Origin of the sequence: Streptococcus sp. CF8_Ac1-9 (assembly GCF_024295565.1) — a bacterium.
Classification (GTDB): domain Bacteria; phylum Bacillota; class Bacilli; order Lactobacillales; family Streptococcaceae; genus Streptococcus; species Streptococcus parasanguinis_X.
Genome location: NZ_JANCOY010000001.1, coordinates 435,559 through 451,740, shown reverse-complemented (window position 1 = coordinate 451,740; position 16,182 = coordinate 435,559). Strand labels below are relative to the sequence as shown.

Below are 16,182 nucleotides of genomic sequence, written 5' to 3'. Positions count from 1 at the left end.
GTATGAGATATTTAACAGCAGGAGAGTCCCATGGACCTCGACTCACAGCCATCATCGAGGGGGTTCCGGCAGGCCTTCCTTTATCTGAAGAGGATATTAATAAAGAGCTCAAACGTCGACAAGGTGGCTATGGTCGAGGTGCTCGGATGAAAATCGAGAGTGACCGTGTCGAGATCACATCAGGGGTCCGTCATGGCTTGACCATGGGAGGCCCGATTACTCTGAATGTGACCAATTTGGATCACCAAAAATGGCTGGAGATCATGAATGTAGCACCGGTCGAAGAGAAAAAGAAAAATCTGCGTAAGATCACCAAGCCACGTCCTGGTCATGCCGATCTAGTCGGAGGGATGAAATACCGTTTCGATGATCTCCGTAATTCCTTAGAGCGTTCTTCTGCACGTGAGACGACCATGCGTGTAGCCGTTGGTGCAGTTGCTAAACGGATTTTAGAAGAGATCGGCCTTGAAGTAGCCAGCCACATTGTGAATTTTGGGGGAATCGAGATTGCAATTCCCGAGAATCTAACCGTTTCAGAAATCAAGGAAAAGGCAGGTCAGTCGGAAGTTTCGATCGTTGTGCCAGAACAAGAAGAAGCCGTTAAGGCCTATATTGACCAAGTGAAAAAAGATGGCGATACCATAGGGGGAATTGTGGAAACCTTGGTTGGCGGTGTGCCTGTTGGACTAGGATCCTATGTGCAATGGGACAAGAAATTGGATGCCAAAATCGCTCAAGGAGTGGTCTCTATCAATGCCTTTAAGGGTGTTGAGTTTGGCCTTGGTTTTGAAGCAGGTCGCCTAAAAGGTAGTCAAGTCATGGATGAGATCATCTGGTCTCAGGACACTGGCTATACCCGTCGCACCAATAATCTTGGTGGTTTTGAAGGGGGCATGACCAATGGTGAGCCCATTCTGGTTCGTGGCGTCATGAAGCCTATTCCGACCCTCTACAAACCTTTGATGAGTGTGGATATTGAAACTCATGAGCCTTATAAGGCGACGGTTGAGCGCAGCGACCCAACAGCTCTGCCAGCTGCAGGTGTGGTGATGGAAGCAGTGGTCGCAACGGTTCTTGCGACAGAAGTGCTTGAAAAATTCTCATCCGATAACTTGGAAGAATTGAAAGAAGCCGTTGCTAAGCACCGGGACTTTACGAAGAATTTTTAAGAGAAAGAGTTTTCCTTTGGAGAAGAAAGTTGTATATATTGCAGGCTTGGGCTTGATTGGTGCATCCCTCGCGCTAGGCATTAAGAGAGCCCACCCACATGTGACAGTTCTTGGGTACAATCGTAGTGAAGCCTCTCGAACCATCGCCCTTGAAAGAGGAATGGTGGATCAGGTGACGGATGATTTCGCAGCCTTTACCCCTTTAGCAGATATCATTATTTTGGCCCTTCCCATCAAGCAAACCAAGTCTTACTTAGAAATCTTAGCTGGTCTGAATTTGAAAGACCAGGTACTAGTGACAGATGCAGGCTCTACCAAGTCAGAAATTGTCGCACAAGCTGAAAAGGTATTTAAAGATAAGGCTGTACGTTTTGTGGGAGGGCATCCCATGGCTGGTAGTCATAAGACAGGTGCAGCAGCAGCAGATGCCACCTTATTTGAGAACGCTTATTATATTTTTACCCCTTCCAGCTTGACGACAGGGGATGCCATGGAAGAGTTGAAAGAGCTTCTGAGTGGATTGGGATCTCGATTTATTGAAATCGACGCCGAGGAACACGATCGGGTGACTTCCCAGATCAGCCATTTTCCTCATATTTTAGCCTCGACTCTGGTCGAGCAGGCTGTAGCTTATGGGGAAGAGCATGAAATGACCCGTCGTTTTGCAGCTGGTGGCTTTCGGGATATGACACGGATTGCGGAAAGTGAGCCAGGCATGTGGACTTCTATTCTCTTGTCCAACCCTCAAGCGATATTAGAACGGATTGCAGATTTCAAAGAGCGTTTGGATCAAGTGGCTGAAACCATCCAAGCAGATAACGAGGAGGCCATTTGGTCTTTTTTCCAAGAAGGGCGGAAGCACCGAAAAGAAATGCAAATCCATCAGCGTGCTGGACGCGATAGTGCCTATGATCTCTTTATCGATGTCCCCGATAAGGAAGGTGTGATCCTCGAAATCTTACAACTTCTACAAGGGATTTCCTTGGTCAATATTCACATCAATGAAGAGAATCGTGAAGATATCCACGGGATTTTGCAGCTGACTTTTAAAAATGCAGAGGATCAAGAGCGAGCTCAAACATTGATCAGCCAGGCGACGTCTTATACCGTTCTTGCTCGCTAGGTCTACAGAAGGATTTGCATCAAAAGGCCTGCTTCATTTTAGGAATATTGAAGGAAAAGCAGTATAATAGAAGTATCTTATCAGTAAAGGAGCCTAGAAAATGGCAAATATTTATGATGTAGCAAACGAACTCTCTCGGACTCTGCGAGACCTTCCTGAATATAAGGCTGTCGTAGAAAGCAAGCAAGCGATCGAAGCAAATCCAGAAGCGAAAACGCTGTTTGACGAATACGTCGCTTTCCAAAATCAACTACAAGGCTTGATGCAATCCGGTCAACTTCCAACAGAAGCTGTGCAACAAGAAATGAAGGACTATATGGAAAAAATCCAAGCAAGTCCGATTGTGAATGAATTCTTCACCAAACAACAACAATTGTCTATTTATCTTGCAGATCTTGAAAAGATTATCTTTGAGCCAATTCAAGATTTATACAAATAGAAATTTCTACCAGAGTTGTCATTTCGACTCTGGTATTTTCGTTCGCCACTAGAGGAAAACAAGCTCAAAAAATGCTTGGAAACATTCGTTTTTTGTTCCAAATTTTTGATCAAAAATTGAATTCATGTCCTATTTATGATAGAATATGTGGAAAAGCACTCTGGAGATGGCAATGAAATTAAGAACCAATAGCAAGGGTCTAAAGGGAACCATTCGAGTCCCTGGTGACAAATCCATCAGTCACCGATCCATTATTTTTGGAAGTCTTGCAAAGGGCGAAACTAAAGTCTATGATATCTTGCGAGGCGAAGATGTGCTTTCTACCATCCAGGTGTTTCGAGATTTAGGAGTCTCCATCCAAGATGACGGGGATGTGATTCGGATTCAAGGAGTAGGCTTTCAAGGTCTTCAAGCCCCGACATCTCCCCTTGATATGGGCAATTCAGGAACTTCTATTCGTTTGATTTCAGGTGTCTTAGCAGGTCAGGATTTTGCTGTGACCATGGTCGGAGACGACAGTCTTTCCAAACGGCCCATGGATCGTGTCGCGATCCCACTGCGTCAGATGGGGGTAGAGATTGCTGGTCAGAGAGATCGCGATTGCCCACCTTTACATGAAAAAGGGACCCGTCAGCTCCAACCGATTCATTACCGTTTACCAGTGGCATCGGCTCAAGTCAAGTCTGCTCTCATTTTTGCCGCTCTACAAGCTGAAGGTGAATCGACGATTATCGAGAAGGAAAAGACGCGTGACCATACGGAGGATATGATTCGCCAATTTGGTGGAGAGATCCAGGTGGATGGAAAAACCATCCGCATCCAAGGTGGACAAGAGTTCCAAGGTCAAGAAGTCATCGTTCCTGGAGATATTTCCAGTGCAGCCTTTTGGTTAGTGGCCGGCCTCATCCTTCCAGATAGTGTGATCAAGATTGAAAATGTTGGCATCAACCAAACGCGGACAGGGATTCTCGAAGTGATTCAAGAAATGGGGGGAGATCTCACCATGGAGGATCGCGATGAAAAAGCGGTCTCTGCAAGTCTCACTGTTAAGACTTCGTCCTTAAAAGGGATTCGGATTGATGGGGAGTTGATTCCACGCTTGATTGATGAATTGCCGATTATTGCCTTACTAGCGACACAAGCAAATGGTCAAACCGTGATTGCGGATGCTGAGGAGCTTCGTGTGAAAGAAACGGACCGCATCCAGGTCGTAGCAGATAGCCTCAATGCTATGGGAGCCAATGTCGTGCCAACGGAAGACGGCATGATCATCACTGGACCGACTCCTCTACATGGAGCTGACTTAGAGACCTTTGGAGATCACCGGATTGGGATGATGGCTGCCATTGCTGCCTTATTGGTGAGAGATGGAAATGTGGTGTTGGATCGGGCAGAGGCCATCAACACCAGTTACCCTAGTTTTTTTGAAGATTTGGAGACCTTACTGCATGGCTAAAATTTTACTTGGTTTTATGGGAACAGGTAAAACGACCGTTGGTCGCATTCTTGATCCAAAATTCCATGATATGGATGAATTAATTGTTGAAGAGATCGGCATGTCGATCAATGATTATTTCTCAGTGGAAGGAGAAGCTGCCTTTCGTCGTCGCGAGGCTGAAATGTTAGAGCGTTTATTGGAAAATGAAGTGGCCATCATTTCCCCCGGAGGTGGGATTGTGGTCAATCCTCATAACCGTGCGCTCTTGGAAAAAAATCCTCACAACATTTATCTGCGGGTAGATTTTGAAACCTTGTACAGACGAATTCAAAATGACAAAGCTATGCAACGTCCCCTCTTTTTAAACAACACAAAAGAAGAATTTAAGAAGATTTTTGATGGTCGTTTGCCTTTGTATGAAGCGATTGCTACCCATATTGTGGATGTCGAGGACAAAACACCTGAAGAAATTGCGGAGATCATTCGATGCTTGTAGGCTATCTTGGTCCTAAGGGATCTTTTACCCATGATGTGGCCACTCATAGCTTTCCAACTTCTGAACGCATCGCCTATCAGACGATCACAGATGTCATCAAGGCTTATGAGAATCAAGAAATTGATTTTGCAGTCGTCCCAGTTGAAAACTCGATTGAAGGCAGTGTCCATGAGACCCTTGATTACCTCTTTCACCAAGGGACCATCCAGGCCGTTGCAGAAGTGGTCTATCCCATCAAGCAACAGCTCTTGGTGGCTAAAAAAGACCGGCCCATTCGAACGGTCTATTCGCATCCACAGGCCTTGGCCCAAGGGAAGGCTTTTTTAAGAGCCCATTATCCAGATGCGGCTATGGAAATGACGGCTTCAACAGCCTATGCGGCTCGCTATGTAGCAGAGCATCCAGACTTGGAAATTGCAGCGATTGCCCCTCTGGCAGCAGCCAGTGAATACGGCTTGGAAGTCCAGGCCAAAGACATCCAAGAAATCGAGGACAATTATACACGTTTTTGGATTTTAGGGGCCAAAGAGCCAGCGATCTCAGAAACTTTAAGTCCAGCCCTTCAAAAAGTTAGCTTGGCCTTGACCTTACCAAGTAACTTGGCAGGAGCCCTCTATAAGGGCTTGTCTACTTTTGCTTGGCGGGGGATCAATTTAACCAAGATTGAAAGTCGCCCCCTAAAAACAGCTTTAGGAGAATACTTTTTCATTATTGACCTCCTAAACGAAGCGCCTGATCTTCTGCAATTTGCCTATCAAGAATTAGACAGTTTGGGCATTCAGACAAAAGTCTTGGGTCAGTATCAGGTCTATACCTTAAAAGATAACGGAATGGAGAAAAGATGAGTAACGAATCCAACTTTCTATCTCACCACGAGCGAAAGCGATTAGAGTACTTATACTCAAATTTTCATTATTTAAATGAACGAGAACAACTAGAATACAATTACCTGCTCAAGAAGAGCCAAGGAGCTTATGAGGAAGCAGAAGCCCTTCAACCTGAGGTAGACGCTACAGAAGAAGTGCAAGGAGAGATTGCTGAACCGATTGGGGATCTCCCTGTTTACCAATCACGTAGCAAAAAGTCTAAGAAGAAAGCAGTTGCTGCGACGAGCGATATACCTAAGAAACCACGGAAAAAAATTCGCGTCAAGCGGATTCTCAAGTGGATTGCTCTCTTTTTCTTGCTCATTATCGGTGGCATGGTCTTCATGTTTGTAAAAGGCCTCAACAGCAAGCCGACAGGTCCAGATGCCAAACCGGCTGTCGTTGAGAAATTTAACGGCAAGAAGTCAAGAGATGGGGTCAATATCCTGATCTTGGGGACAGATGGTCGGATCGGTGAGAAATCAGATGAGACCCGGACAGACTCCATCATGGTAGTCAATGTCAATAACAAAGAAGGCAAGATCAAGATGGTCAGCTTCATGAGGGATACATTGGTCCATATCGATGGTGTCAGCCAGCAAAATATTCCTGAATATGATGGCTACTACGACCAGAAGCTCAATACTGCCTTCACCATCGGGGAGCAAAATAACAACCAAGGGGCTGAATTGGTGCGTCAGATGCTCAAAGACAACTTTGACATTGATATCCAATATTACGCTATGGTCGATTTCAAGACCTTTGCGACAGCGATCGATACCCTCTTCCCAAATGGGGTCGAGATGAATGCGCAGTTTTCAACGGTTGACGGCGAAAAGGTCAGTGAAGTAGAAGTACCAGATGATTTGAACATGAAAGACGGTGTCGTTCCGCAACAAACCATCAAGGTTGGAAAACAACGGATGGATGGCCGGACCCTTCTCAATTACTCGCGTTTCCGTAAGGATGATGAAGGAGACTTTGGTCGGACCCGTCGCCAGCAAGAGGTCATGTCCGCTATCATGCATCAGATCAAGGATCCAACCAAACTCTTTACGGGATCAGAAGCCCTAGGGAAAGTCTTTGCTATGACGTCCACCAATGTTCCTTTCTCTTTCCTATTGACCAATGGACTTGGACTAGTCGGAAGTGCTGGAAAAGGAATTGAACGAGTGACCATCCCAGAAAATGGGGATTGGGTCGATTCCTACGATATGTACGGTGGCCAAGGCCTGCTGGTCGATTTCGATGCTTATAAAAAGAAATTGTACCAAATGGGACTGAGATGATATAATAAGGGGATAGGAGTTTTGGACTCCACCCCTTTTAATTTGTAGAAAGATAGAAAACGATGTTAAAGAAAAATGAAATTGTAACGGTTGAAATTGTCGATTTGACACACGAAGGAGCAGGAGTGGCTAAGGTCGATGGCCTGGTCTTTTTTGTGGAGAATGCCCTGCCAGGAGAAGTCATCCGCATGCGCGTGCTCAAGGTCAACAAGAAGATCGGCTACGGAAAAGTAGAGGAGTACTTGGAAAAATCACCTCACCGCAATGAAGAGCTAGACCTAGCTTACTTGCGAAGCGGCATTGCCGATTTGGGGCACCTGGCTTATCCGGAGCAGCTGAAATTCAAGGCCAAACAGGTCAAGGATAGCCTCTACAAGATGGCAGGAATCTCTGATATCGAAGTACCCCTGACCTTGGGGATGGACCATCCTGTCCAGTATCGCAACAAGGCTCAGGTTCCTGTCCGTCGTGTCAATGGTCAGGTCGAAACAGGCTTCTTTCGGAAGAACTCTCATGATTTGATGCCGATTGAAGACTTTTATATCCAAGATCCCGTCATTGACCAAGTGGTCTTGGCACTTAGGGATTTGATTCGTCGTTTTGACCTCAAGCCTTATGATGAGCAGGAACAATCTGGCTTAATTCGAAATCTTGTGGTTCGTCGAGGACATCATTCAGGAGAAATCATGGTCATTTTGGTCACCACTCGTCCCAAGGTGTTCCGTGTGGACCAGTTGATCGAGCAGTTGATCAAGCAATTCCCAGCCATCAAATCCGTCATGCAAAATATTAATGATCAGAATACCAATGCCATTTTTGGAAAAGAATGGCGGGTTCTCTATGGTCAAGACTATATTACGGATCAAATGTTGGGCAATAGCTTCCAAATCTCTGGACCAGCCTTTTATCAGGTCAATACCGAAATGGCAGAGAAGCTCTATCAGACAGCCATTGACTTTGCGGAGTTAAGAGAAGATGATGTGGTGATTGATGCCTACTCAGGAATCGGGACCATTGGCCTATCAGTTGCCAAGCATGTCAAGGAAGTCTACGGGGTCGAAGTCATCCCAGAAGCGGTAGAGAATAGCCAGAAGAATGCTGCATTAAACAATATCACCAATGCCCACTATGTCTGTGACACAGCTGAAAATGCCATGAAGAATTGGCTCAAGGAAGGCATCCAACCAACCGCCATCCTAGTTGACCCGCCACGCAAGGGCTTGACCGAAAGCTTTATCAAAGCAAGCGCCCAAACAGGAGCTGACCGTATCGCCTATATCTCCTGTAACGTCGCCACCATGGCGCGTGATATCAAACTCTACCAAGAGTTGGGCTACGAATTAAAGAAAGTCCAGCCGGTGGATTTGTTTCCACAAACGCATCATGTTGAGGCGGTAAGTTTGCTAGTCAAGGAGTAAAACGACGAAGATTAGCATTTACTTCCGCCCATGCGATAGCTGTCCGTGATTGACAAGTGCTAGCACGCAGACAGAACGGAGATAGCGAACCGCTGAGTGTGTCGCTCTGCTCGTAAAAGCTTAGAAACCTTTGAACGAAAGGGATAATGAAAGCCTTGATTGCAAGGCTTTTTGCTTTATGGTGGGTAAGTATCAGAGTGAGAAAATTTTTGGAATGAGTAGAAGTGATAGCTAGAAATTATCAGTTTCTATTTCCATTTACCCTGTGGGTACGTGTTTGTTTCCATTGACAAGGAGTTTGTGGGAATAGAAATGTACCCACCTTGTTTGAATCAAGTGAAGTGTAGTTGAAGGAAATCTGTTGAAAGCAATACTTCATTTTACCGAATAAGTAATAATTTAGGCAACTTCAAATCGATTAAAAAAAACTATTTTAAAGGTTAAGAGTAGACAAAAATTGTCCACTCTTTTTTGCAAACTCAATTTATCAATAAATGAAATGAGGGAATGTAAAATGAAATATTTTGAGGTTGAGTTAGAAAATCCTGATGAATTTTTAAAACTACAAACAGAAGATTTTGTGAAAGCTAATCGCTTGCTACTAAGGAAGATAATCCAGAGCGTTACAGTCTATGAAGAAAACTTCGTCATATCCTTTAAATCTGGCATCGAATTGGAAGTATGAGTCTCATTCCATAACTTTTATATTGAACATATCATCTTGTTGTGTTATACTATAAATTGATATAAACAAAGATGTAGGAGGAACCGAAACTATGACAGCCTCAATGCGTTTAAGATAAGCTGGCAATAAAAAAAGCAGAATCTATACCCGATGATAGGCTTTTTTGTTGTGCTTATTTATACGATATTGAGCATTCATTAGTTACGGTGAGGATATTGGTTATTTAACTATACCTTTATTTAACTATGTCTTTAATATGAATGTTTCCAAATTGTATGTATGCAGACCAAAAGCCACATTGTGGGGTTTGGCCTGCATTTTTTATTGCCTAGAATGCTATTCAAAATAGAAATTCAAGCAAAATAATATGCAGGAGATAATATAAATGGAAAAATACAACAATTGGAAACGAAAATTTTATGCAATATGGGCAGGGCAAGCAGTATCATTAATCACTAGTGCCATCCTGCAAATGGCGATTATTTTTTACCTTACAGAAAAAACAGGATCTGCGATGGTCTTGTCTATGGCTTCATTAGTAGGTTTTTTACCCTATGCGATTTTGGGACCTGCCATTGGTGTGCTAGTGGATCGTCATGATAGGAAGAAGATAATGATTGGTGCCGATTTAATTATCGCAGCAGCTGGTGCAGTGCTTGCTATTGTTGCATTCTGTATGGAGCTACCTGTCTGGATGATTATGATAGTATTGTTTATCCGTAGCATTGGAACAGCTTTTCATACCCCAGCACTCAATGCGGTTACACCACTTTTAGTACCAGAAGAACAGCTAACGAAATGCGCAGGCTATAGTCAGTCTTTGCAGTCTATAAGCTATATTGTTAGTCCGGCAGTTGCAGCACTCTTATACTCCGTTTGGGATTTAAATGCTATTATTGCCATCGACGTATTGGGTGCTGTGATTGCATCTATTACGGTAGCAATTGTACGTATACCTAAGCTGGGTAATCAAGTGCAAAGTTTAGAACCAAATTTCATAAGGGAGATGAAAGAAGGAGTTGTGGTTCTGAGACAAAACAAAGGATTGTTTGCCTTATTACTCTTAGGAACACTATATACTTTTGTTTATATGCCAATCAATGCACTATTTCCTTTAATAAGCATGGAACACTTTAATGGAACGCCTGTGCATATTTCTATTACGGAAATTTCCTTTGCATTTGGGATGCTAGCAGGAGGCTTATTATTAGGAAGATTAGGGGGCTTCGAAAAGCATGTATTACTAATAACAAGTTCATTTTTTATAATGGGGACCAGTTTAGCCGTTTCGGGAATACTTCCTCCAAATGGATTTGTAATATTCGTAGTTTGCTGTGCAATAATGGGGCTTTCGGTGCCATTTTATAGCGGTGTGCAAACAGCTCTTTTTCAGGAGAAAATTAAGCCTGAATATTTAGGACGTGTATTTTCTTTGATCGGAAGTATCATGTCACTTGCTATGCCAATTGGGTTAATTCTTTCTGGATTCTTTGCTGATAAAATCGGTGTAAATCATTGGTTTTTACTATCAGGTATTTTAATTATTGGCATTGCTATAGTTTGCCAAATGATAACTGAGGTTAGAAAATTAGATTTAAAATAAACAATATTGGAGGAATATTTATGTATCTTATTTTCATGTAACTCTTCCTGCTAAAATCGCAGGGTTTTCCCTGCATACAAGCAAATGAAAGCATGCGATTATAGACAGGAGGAAATGTTATGGAATTAATATTAAAAGCAAAAGACATTCGTGTGGAATTCAAAGGACGCGATGTTTTAGATATAAATGAATTAGAAGTATATGATTATGACCGTATTGGTTTAGTAGGAGCAAATGGTGCTGGAAAAAGCACTTTACTCAGGGTACTTTTAGGAGAATTAACTCCCCCAGGATGTAAAATGAATCGTCTGGGTGAACTTGCCTATATTCCCCAGTTGGACGAAGTAACTCTGCAGGAGGAAAAAGATTTTGCACTTGTAGGCAAGCTAGGTGTTGAGCAATTAAATATACAGACTATGAGCGGTGGTGAAGAAACAAGGCTTAAAATAGCACAGGCCTTATCGGCACAGGTTCATGGTATTTTAGCGGATGAACCTACGAGCCATTTAGACCGTGAAGGAATTGATTTTCTAATAGGACAGCTAAAATATTTTACAGGTGCACTGTTAGTTATTAGCCATGACCGCTATTTTCTTGATGAAATAGTAGATAAAATATGGGAACTGAAAGATGGCAAAATCACTGAGTATTGGGGAAACTATTCTGATTATCTTCGTCAGAAAGAGGAAGAACGTAAGAGCCAAGCTGCAGAATACGAACAATTTATTGCGGAACGTGCCCGATTGGAAAGGGCTGCGGAGGAAAAGCGAAAACAGGCTCGTAAAATAGAACAGAAGGCAAAAGGTTCTTCAAAGAAAAAAAGTACTGAAGACGGAGGGCGTTTAGCTCATCAAAAATCAATAGGAAGTAAGGAAAAAAAGATGTATAATGCTGCTAAAACCCTAGAGCACAGGATTGCGGCCTTAGGAAAAGTAGAAGCTCCGGAAGGCATTCGCAGAATTCGTTTCAGGCAAAGTAAAGCATTGGAGCTCCATAATCCATACCCTATAGTCGGTGCAGAAATTAATAAAGTATTTGGGGATAAGGCTCTGTTTGAAAATGCATCTTTTCAAATTCCGTTAGGAGCAAAAGTGGCGTTAACTGGTGGTAATGGAATCGGAAAAACAACTTTAATCCAAATGATCTTAAACCATGAAGAAGGAATTTCTATTTCGCCTAAGGCAAAAATAGGTTACTTTGCACAGAATGGTTACAAGTACAACAGTAATCAGAATGTTATGGAGTTTATGCAGAAGGATTGTGACTACAATATATCAGAAATTCGTTCAGTGCTAGCATCTATGGGGTTCAAACAGAACGATATTGGAAAAAGTTTATCTGTTTTAAGCGGTGGAGAAATTATAAAATTGTTGCTTGCTAAAATGCTCATGGGTAGATATAACATCCTAATAATGGATGAACCCAGTAACTTCCTTGACATACCAAGTTTAGAGGCTTTGGAAATACTAATGAAGGAGTACACCGGAACTATCGTGTTTATCACCCACGATAAACGATTACTCGAAAATGTAGCAGATGTAGTTTATGAAATTAGAGATAAGAAAATAAATCTGAAACATTAAATTTAAGGTAGTCGCTGGTCAGTATAGTCTGTTCTGGTTGGCGACTCCATTGTTAAAGAGTATAAAGACTTTAGATTTTATGAATATTAAAAATAGGAACAGTCAATTGAACTGCTCCTATTTTTCTGCTAAATATATTGTAGTTTTCTTATATGTATAATGATAGATTAGCGGATTCTCATCTACGGTACTTACTTCAAATATGAAGAAGTGATCGCGGTTATCTCTGGACTTTTCCTTATTGAGGACAAAGTAATTCTTACGTGAAGTCGCCATTGTTTTTAGGATATCATCAGTTAGGAAGGTCAATGGAATATTCATGTTAGAGTAGCGGTAGAAGTCACGTTCAAAATCTTGGTAGCTCTCGCTATAATAGTCCATTTGTAGGTGATTACGCTGAAACTCAAGCTGATTCATAGAGCACCTCCTCGACAAGTTCAATACTAATAATGTCTTTTAATTTCAAATTGATGTGACCTGTTGTAGTTTTTATCAAAATGAAATCTTTGGTCAGACTTGGTATTGTTCCAGTGTAGGAAACACGCTTGTTTTTTTCAATCACTTGAATGCGTGTGCGTAGCTGCCCGGCGTATACTTGACTGAGGAGTAATAATTTCTTCTCTAGTGATAAGTCAGACATGTACGTTACTTTGTTTGTATCATCAGAGAGTGCTGATGCATGTTCAGATAGGAAAAAGCCCATCCATTTTTGCATCTTTGTATCCTGGTACTCTCTTGCTGATTGAAATGGTAAATATGAACGGTCAATCATATCAAATCCTTTCTATGCAGAGGCAAGGGTATTTTTATCAAATTGAATCGTAAAACCTTGAATTCCCCCACCTGTGTAACATTCTTTAAAGCGATTGATTACCTCAGTATAGATTATCACAGATGAGCTTGTTGGCTTAATGCTAAATGTAAATTCCAATGGTAATCGGTTTTCAGATTTAGCATGTACTAGTCGTATCGATATTTCAGTTGTTTTGAGTTTTCTCTGACGAAGTTTTGAAGTTGCTGTTTCAACGATTCCATGTAAAAATCTTTCAAGCATTTCAATATCATTACATCCTTTGCTACGGATTTCTGAAAATTGTACTGTATTTTTTTCTTGTTTCATTTTAATCCCTCCAATCCACCCGCGGAATGACCACCGATAAGTTTACTGCGTTCAATATTTCTGGAACCTTCAGTTAGGACGGTTCCTTTTTGTATGGCTAAAAAACCAAACTGTTCTCTGACAACATCAATAGCTGTCTGAAGTCTATTATCTTTTTCAATTTGTTCTACATCATCAAAGAGTGATAGTAGAGTATAGCTTTCATCTACGAAGCCACTATAAGATACACCAATTTGTCTCACTGCACCAGAGGTGTATTTTTTCGGAATAATACAAGTACATGACTCACCATTGTTTTGGGGAGATTTGCGGGTTCAATTTTATTCTGAGCATTTATAGATTTTTTCATCTCAGTCCTAGAATAGCCAATATGAATAGAAACGACAGTAGTCAATACTAGGGCTACTGTTCCGTTCCACAGTATCATTTAAAAATCATTTTCACACCCTTTCGTCTATTAGTATAGAAGAAAGCTCTCAGCACATGTGGAGTGTATAGCGTTGATACAAAGAGTCAAATCATGAAAAATCCTTCATTTGAAATGATTGTATAAACAGTTGGAATTTAAGGAGAGAAAAATGATTTTAGAAACGGAAAGATTGATTCTTCGCCCATGGGAAGAAAAAGACGCCAATGATTTATTTCAATATGCCAGTAATCCCGAGGTGGGTCCGATTGCAGGTTGGCCAGTACATACAAGCGTTGAAAATAGTAGGGAGATTATAAAAAGTTATCTTTCAGCACCTGAGACATACGCCATTGTTTTAAAAGAAACGATGCAGCCAGTGGGTAGCATAGGACTGATGATTGGCTCTGCAAGTGATAAAGGGATTCCGGATACTGAGGCGGAGATTGGTTACTGGATAGGAGTTCCCTATTGGGGTCAAGGCCTGATACCAGAAGCAGTTCGTGAGATGATGAGACATGGATTTGATGACCTGAATCTGGAGAAATTATGGTGCGGTTATTTTGACGGCAATACAAAGTCGCAGAGAGTTCAGGAAAAATGCGGGTTCCGTTATCGTCATACAAAAGAGAACGTTCCGTGTGCATGGGAAGGTGTTCTTCGTACAGAACACGTAACCTGTCTATCAAAAGAAGAATGGATTTCATTTAAGTAAATCACTGCTTGTACAAGCTGAGTCATCAGCGAAGTAGAAGTAGATGTTTGGCCCATGCGACAAGGTGAGACTGAAGGTTGAGAAGGTGCCCTGGGCATAGGACTCGTAGAATGAGGAGGGAAACCGACGAAATGATACGGTAAGTCCGAACCGCTGAGTATGTGGATCTGCTCTTCCAATCTGAGACAGTCGAAAAGTAGAAAGGGATGGTATTGGTATCAACCAATGAGTAACAAAGTAACAGCGTGATTCGAAACATTTGCTTGTAATTTGAGGAGGAACATCAATATGGATGGAATAACAAAAGATTCTATAAAAATGGCTAAACAAATGAAACAATTATGGCCCCAATTGACCGATAAAGAAGCTATTGATGAAGTAAAAAGATATACGAATGGCAAAAATACTGCAATCTTTACTGAAGTTGAAGGTGACACAATCGTAGGTCTAGCACTATGTTCACTCAGATTTGATTATGTTGAAGGATGTAAATATAGTCCTGTTGGATTCTTAGAAGGGATTATTGTCGACGAGGAATATCGTTTAAAGGATATTGCTAAAAATCTCTGTACAAAATGTGAGGAATGGGCGAAAAATAAAGGATGTAAGGAATTTGCAAGTGACTGTACTTTAACGAATACGGATTCTATAAGATTTCATCTCAATATTGGATTTCAGGAGGCAAATAGAATTATTCATTTTAAGAAGAAATTATAATTTCAGAACGTGGTCAAAATTTATGTATCTTTAGGAAGTGTGAAAGAATGGACGGACTACGAATTACTTTTCATTAGTTAAGAATATAGTAATGTTGTAAAGTTAATCGAGGAGTTATTGATGGATTTTAGTAGTAAGATAGCTATAAATAAAGGCTGGTCAGATGATAAAAAATATTGTGTGACAGATCAATATCAGCAAAAATATTTCTTGCGTGTTTCTGATAAGGAGAAGTTAGATTCAAAAAAATTTGAATTTGATATGATGGAGAAAGTAGCTTCTCTTGGAGTTCCAATGTGTAAACCAATTAGCATTGAACTCCGCGATGATGAAGTACATTCTTTACACGAATGGATAGATGGGAAAGATGCAAGAGAAACCATTTTAACTTATTCGAAAGAACAACAATACACTTATGGACTAGAAGCAGGAAGAATCCTTCAAAAAATTCATTCACTCCCTATAACAGAAGTTCGTGAAGAGTGGGAGGTCTTTTATAATCGAAAAATTGATGACAAAATCAAAAAATACAAAGAATGTCCCGTTCAATACGAAAATGGTCAGATTTTTATTGATTATTTAAATGCAAATCGAGAATTGTTAAAAGATAGACCTCAGGTTTTCCAACATGGAGATTATCATATCGGGAATTTCATGATTGGTGAAGATTGTAAAATTTATATCATTGACTTTGATCGATTTGATATTGGTGATCCTTGGGAGGAATTCAATCGTATTGTTTGGTCTGCTCAAGTCTCGCCTTCTTTTTCATCTGGTATGATAGATGGATATTTTGATGGTAAGGTTCCAGATTTATTTTGGAAACTTCTTGCTATCTATATTATAAATAATTTAGTTGGATCACTTCCCTGGGCTGTACCTTACGGACCTGAAGAAATATCAGTAATGCAAAATCAAGCTAAAGAAATTTTAGAATGGTATGATGATATGAAGCAAATCATTCCTAGTTGGTACTTGAACAAGAAGAAGACTGAATAATATAAACGTTGGAATATCAATTTTGGAAAATATGCCACAATTATTTGCTCAAATTCAAACACATCTAACTATCTTTAATATAGGTAATTTTAATCAATACAAGTTAAACTGGTACA

General features: G+C 41.1%; 18 protein-coding genes. 14 read left to right on the top strand and 4 right to left on the bottom strand.

Annotated elements, in window-relative coordinates; all coding sequences use genetic code 11:
* Positions 1 to 2 precede the first annotated feature (2 nt).
* The 11 genes from aroC to msr(D) all read left to right on the top strand — a co-directional run bounded on the left by aroC (position 3) and on the right by msr(D) (position 12,109).
* A complete protein-coding gene (gene aroC / locus NML76_RS02285) occupies positions 3 to 1,169 on the top strand; it encodes a chorismate synthase (RefSeq protein ID WP_223344517.1) in 1,167 nt (388 codons plus the stop codon).
* A 16-nt stretch (positions 1,170 to 1,185) separates the two neighbouring features.
* On the top strand, positions 1,186 to 2,292 hold the full coding sequence (locus tag NML76_RS02280; protein ID WP_254732571.1) for a prephenate dehydrogenase: 1,107 nt from the start codon (positions 1,186 to 1,188) through the stop codon (positions 2,290 to 2,292).
* Between the two features lie 100 nt (positions 2,293 to 2,392).
* Positions 2,393 to 2,731, top strand: a complete 339-nt coding sequence (locus tag NML76_RS02275) for a YlbF/YmcA family competence regulator (RefSeq protein ID WP_003014453.1) — start codon at positions 2,393 to 2,395, stop codon at positions 2,729 to 2,731.
* Between the two features lie 172 nt (positions 2,732 to 2,903).
* Positions 2,904 to 4,187: a 3-phosphoshikimate 1-carboxyvinyltransferase gene (gene aroA / locus NML76_RS02270; RefSeq protein ID WP_254732570.1), complete on the top strand. Its 1,284-nt coding sequence runs from the start codon at positions 2,904 to 2,906 to the stop codon at positions 4,185 to 4,187.
* On the top strand, positions 4,180 to 4,665 hold the full coding sequence (locus NML76_RS02265) for a shikimate kinase (protein ID WP_070595227.1): 486 nt from the start codon (positions 4,180 to 4,182) through the stop codon (positions 4,663 to 4,665). The genes aroA and NML76_RS02265 overlap by 8 nt, the downstream gene beginning before the upstream one ends.
* Positions 4,656 to 5,510, top strand: a complete 855-nt coding sequence (gene pheA, locus NML76_RS02260; protein ID WP_070595228.1) for a prephenate dehydratase — start codon at positions 4,656 to 4,658, stop codon at positions 5,508 to 5,510. The genes NML76_RS02265 and pheA overlap by 10 nt, the downstream gene beginning before the upstream one ends.
* The gene (locus NML76_RS02255; protein ID WP_045759339.1) at positions 5,507 to 6,820 is read left to right on the top strand and encodes an LCP family protein; all 1,314 of its coding nucleotides are present in this window, start codon (positions 5,507 to 5,509) and stop codon (positions 6,818 to 6,820) included. The genes pheA and NML76_RS02255 overlap by 4 nt, the downstream gene beginning before the upstream one ends.
* Before the next feature lie 62 nt (positions 6,821 to 6,882).
* Entirely contained in the window at positions 6,883 to 8,238 is a 1,356-nt protein-coding gene (gene rlmD, locus NML76_RS02250) for a 23S rRNA (uracil(1939)-C(5))-methyltransferase RlmD (protein ID WP_129824163.1), read from the top strand.
* Positions 8,239 to 8,752: 514 nt separating this feature from the next.
* Complete coding sequence (locus NML76_RS02245; RefSeq protein WP_000873143.1) at positions 8,753 to 8,923, top strand: hypothetical protein; 171 nt, start codon at positions 8,753 to 8,755, stop codon at positions 8,921 to 8,923.
* 385 nt (positions 8,924 to 9,308) lie between these two features.
* Positions 9,309 to 10,526 (top strand): macrolide efflux MFS transporter Mef(A), encoded by a 1,218-nt coding sequence (gene mef(A) / locus NML76_RS02240; RefSeq protein ID WP_000417519.1) that lies wholly within the window; start codon positions 9,309 to 9,311, stop codon positions 10,524 to 10,526.
* A gap of 119 nt (positions 10,527 to 10,645) precedes the next feature.
* A complete protein-coding gene (gene msr(D), locus NML76_RS02235; RefSeq protein ID WP_000420313.1) occupies positions 10,646 to 12,109 on the top strand; it encodes an ABC-F type ribosomal protection protein Msr(D) in 1,464 nt (487 codons plus the stop codon).
* 117 nt (positions 12,110 to 12,226) lie between these two features.
* On the opposite strand, the gene NML76_RS02230 is transcribed toward msr(D), so the two are convergent.
* From NML76_RS02230 to NML76_RS02215, 4 genes are read right to left on the bottom strand one after another with little or no spacing between them, the layout of a single operon-like run.
* Complete coding sequence (locus NML76_RS02230) at positions 12,227 to 12,526, bottom strand: DUF5960 family protein (RefSeq protein WP_001072467.1); 300 nt, start codon at positions 12,524 to 12,526, stop codon at positions 12,227 to 12,229.
* A complete protein-coding gene (locus tag NML76_RS02225) occupies positions 12,513 to 12,881 on the bottom strand; it encodes a hypothetical protein (protein WP_000567222.1) in 369 nt (122 codons plus the stop codon). The genes NML76_RS02230 and NML76_RS02225 overlap by 14 nt, the downstream gene beginning before the upstream one ends.
* A 12-nt stretch (positions 12,882 to 12,893) precedes the next feature.
* Positions 12,894 to 13,229 carry a hypothetical protein gene (locus NML76_RS02220; RefSeq protein WP_000806926.1) on the bottom strand — a complete coding sequence of 112 codons (336 nt, stop codon included), beginning with the start codon at positions 13,227 to 13,229 and terminating at the stop codon, positions 12,894 to 12,896.
* A complete protein-coding gene (locus NML76_RS02215; RefSeq protein ID WP_001813542.1) occupies positions 13,226 to 13,471 on the bottom strand; it encodes a hypothetical protein in 246 nt (81 codons plus the stop codon). The genes NML76_RS02220 and NML76_RS02215 overlap by 4 nt, the downstream gene beginning before the upstream one ends.
* A 336-nt stretch (positions 13,472 to 13,807) precedes the next feature.
* On the opposite strand from NML76_RS02215, the gene NML76_RS02210 reads away from it, so the two are divergent.
* From NML76_RS02210 to NML76_RS02200, 3 genes are all read left to right on the top strand, one after another.
* Positions 13,808 to 14,350 (top strand): GNAT family N-acetyltransferase, encoded by a 543-nt coding sequence (locus tag NML76_RS02210; protein ID WP_070460561.1) that lies wholly within the window; start codon positions 13,808 to 13,810, stop codon positions 14,348 to 14,350.
* 288 nt (positions 14,351 to 14,638) lie between these two features.
* The gene (gene aac(6'), locus NML76_RS02205; protein WP_070460559.1) at positions 14,639 to 15,067 is read left to right on the top strand and encodes an aminoglycoside 6'-N-acetyltransferase; all 429 of its coding nucleotides are present in this window, start codon (positions 14,639 to 14,641) and stop codon (positions 15,065 to 15,067) included.
* A 120-nt stretch (positions 15,068 to 15,187) separates the two neighbouring features.
* On the top strand, positions 15,188 to 16,066 hold the full coding sequence (locus NML76_RS02200; protein WP_254732569.1) for an aminoglycoside phosphotransferase family protein: 879 nt from the start codon (positions 15,188 to 15,190) through the stop codon (positions 16,064 to 16,066).
* Positions 16,067 to 16,182: the final 116 nt, after the last annotated feature.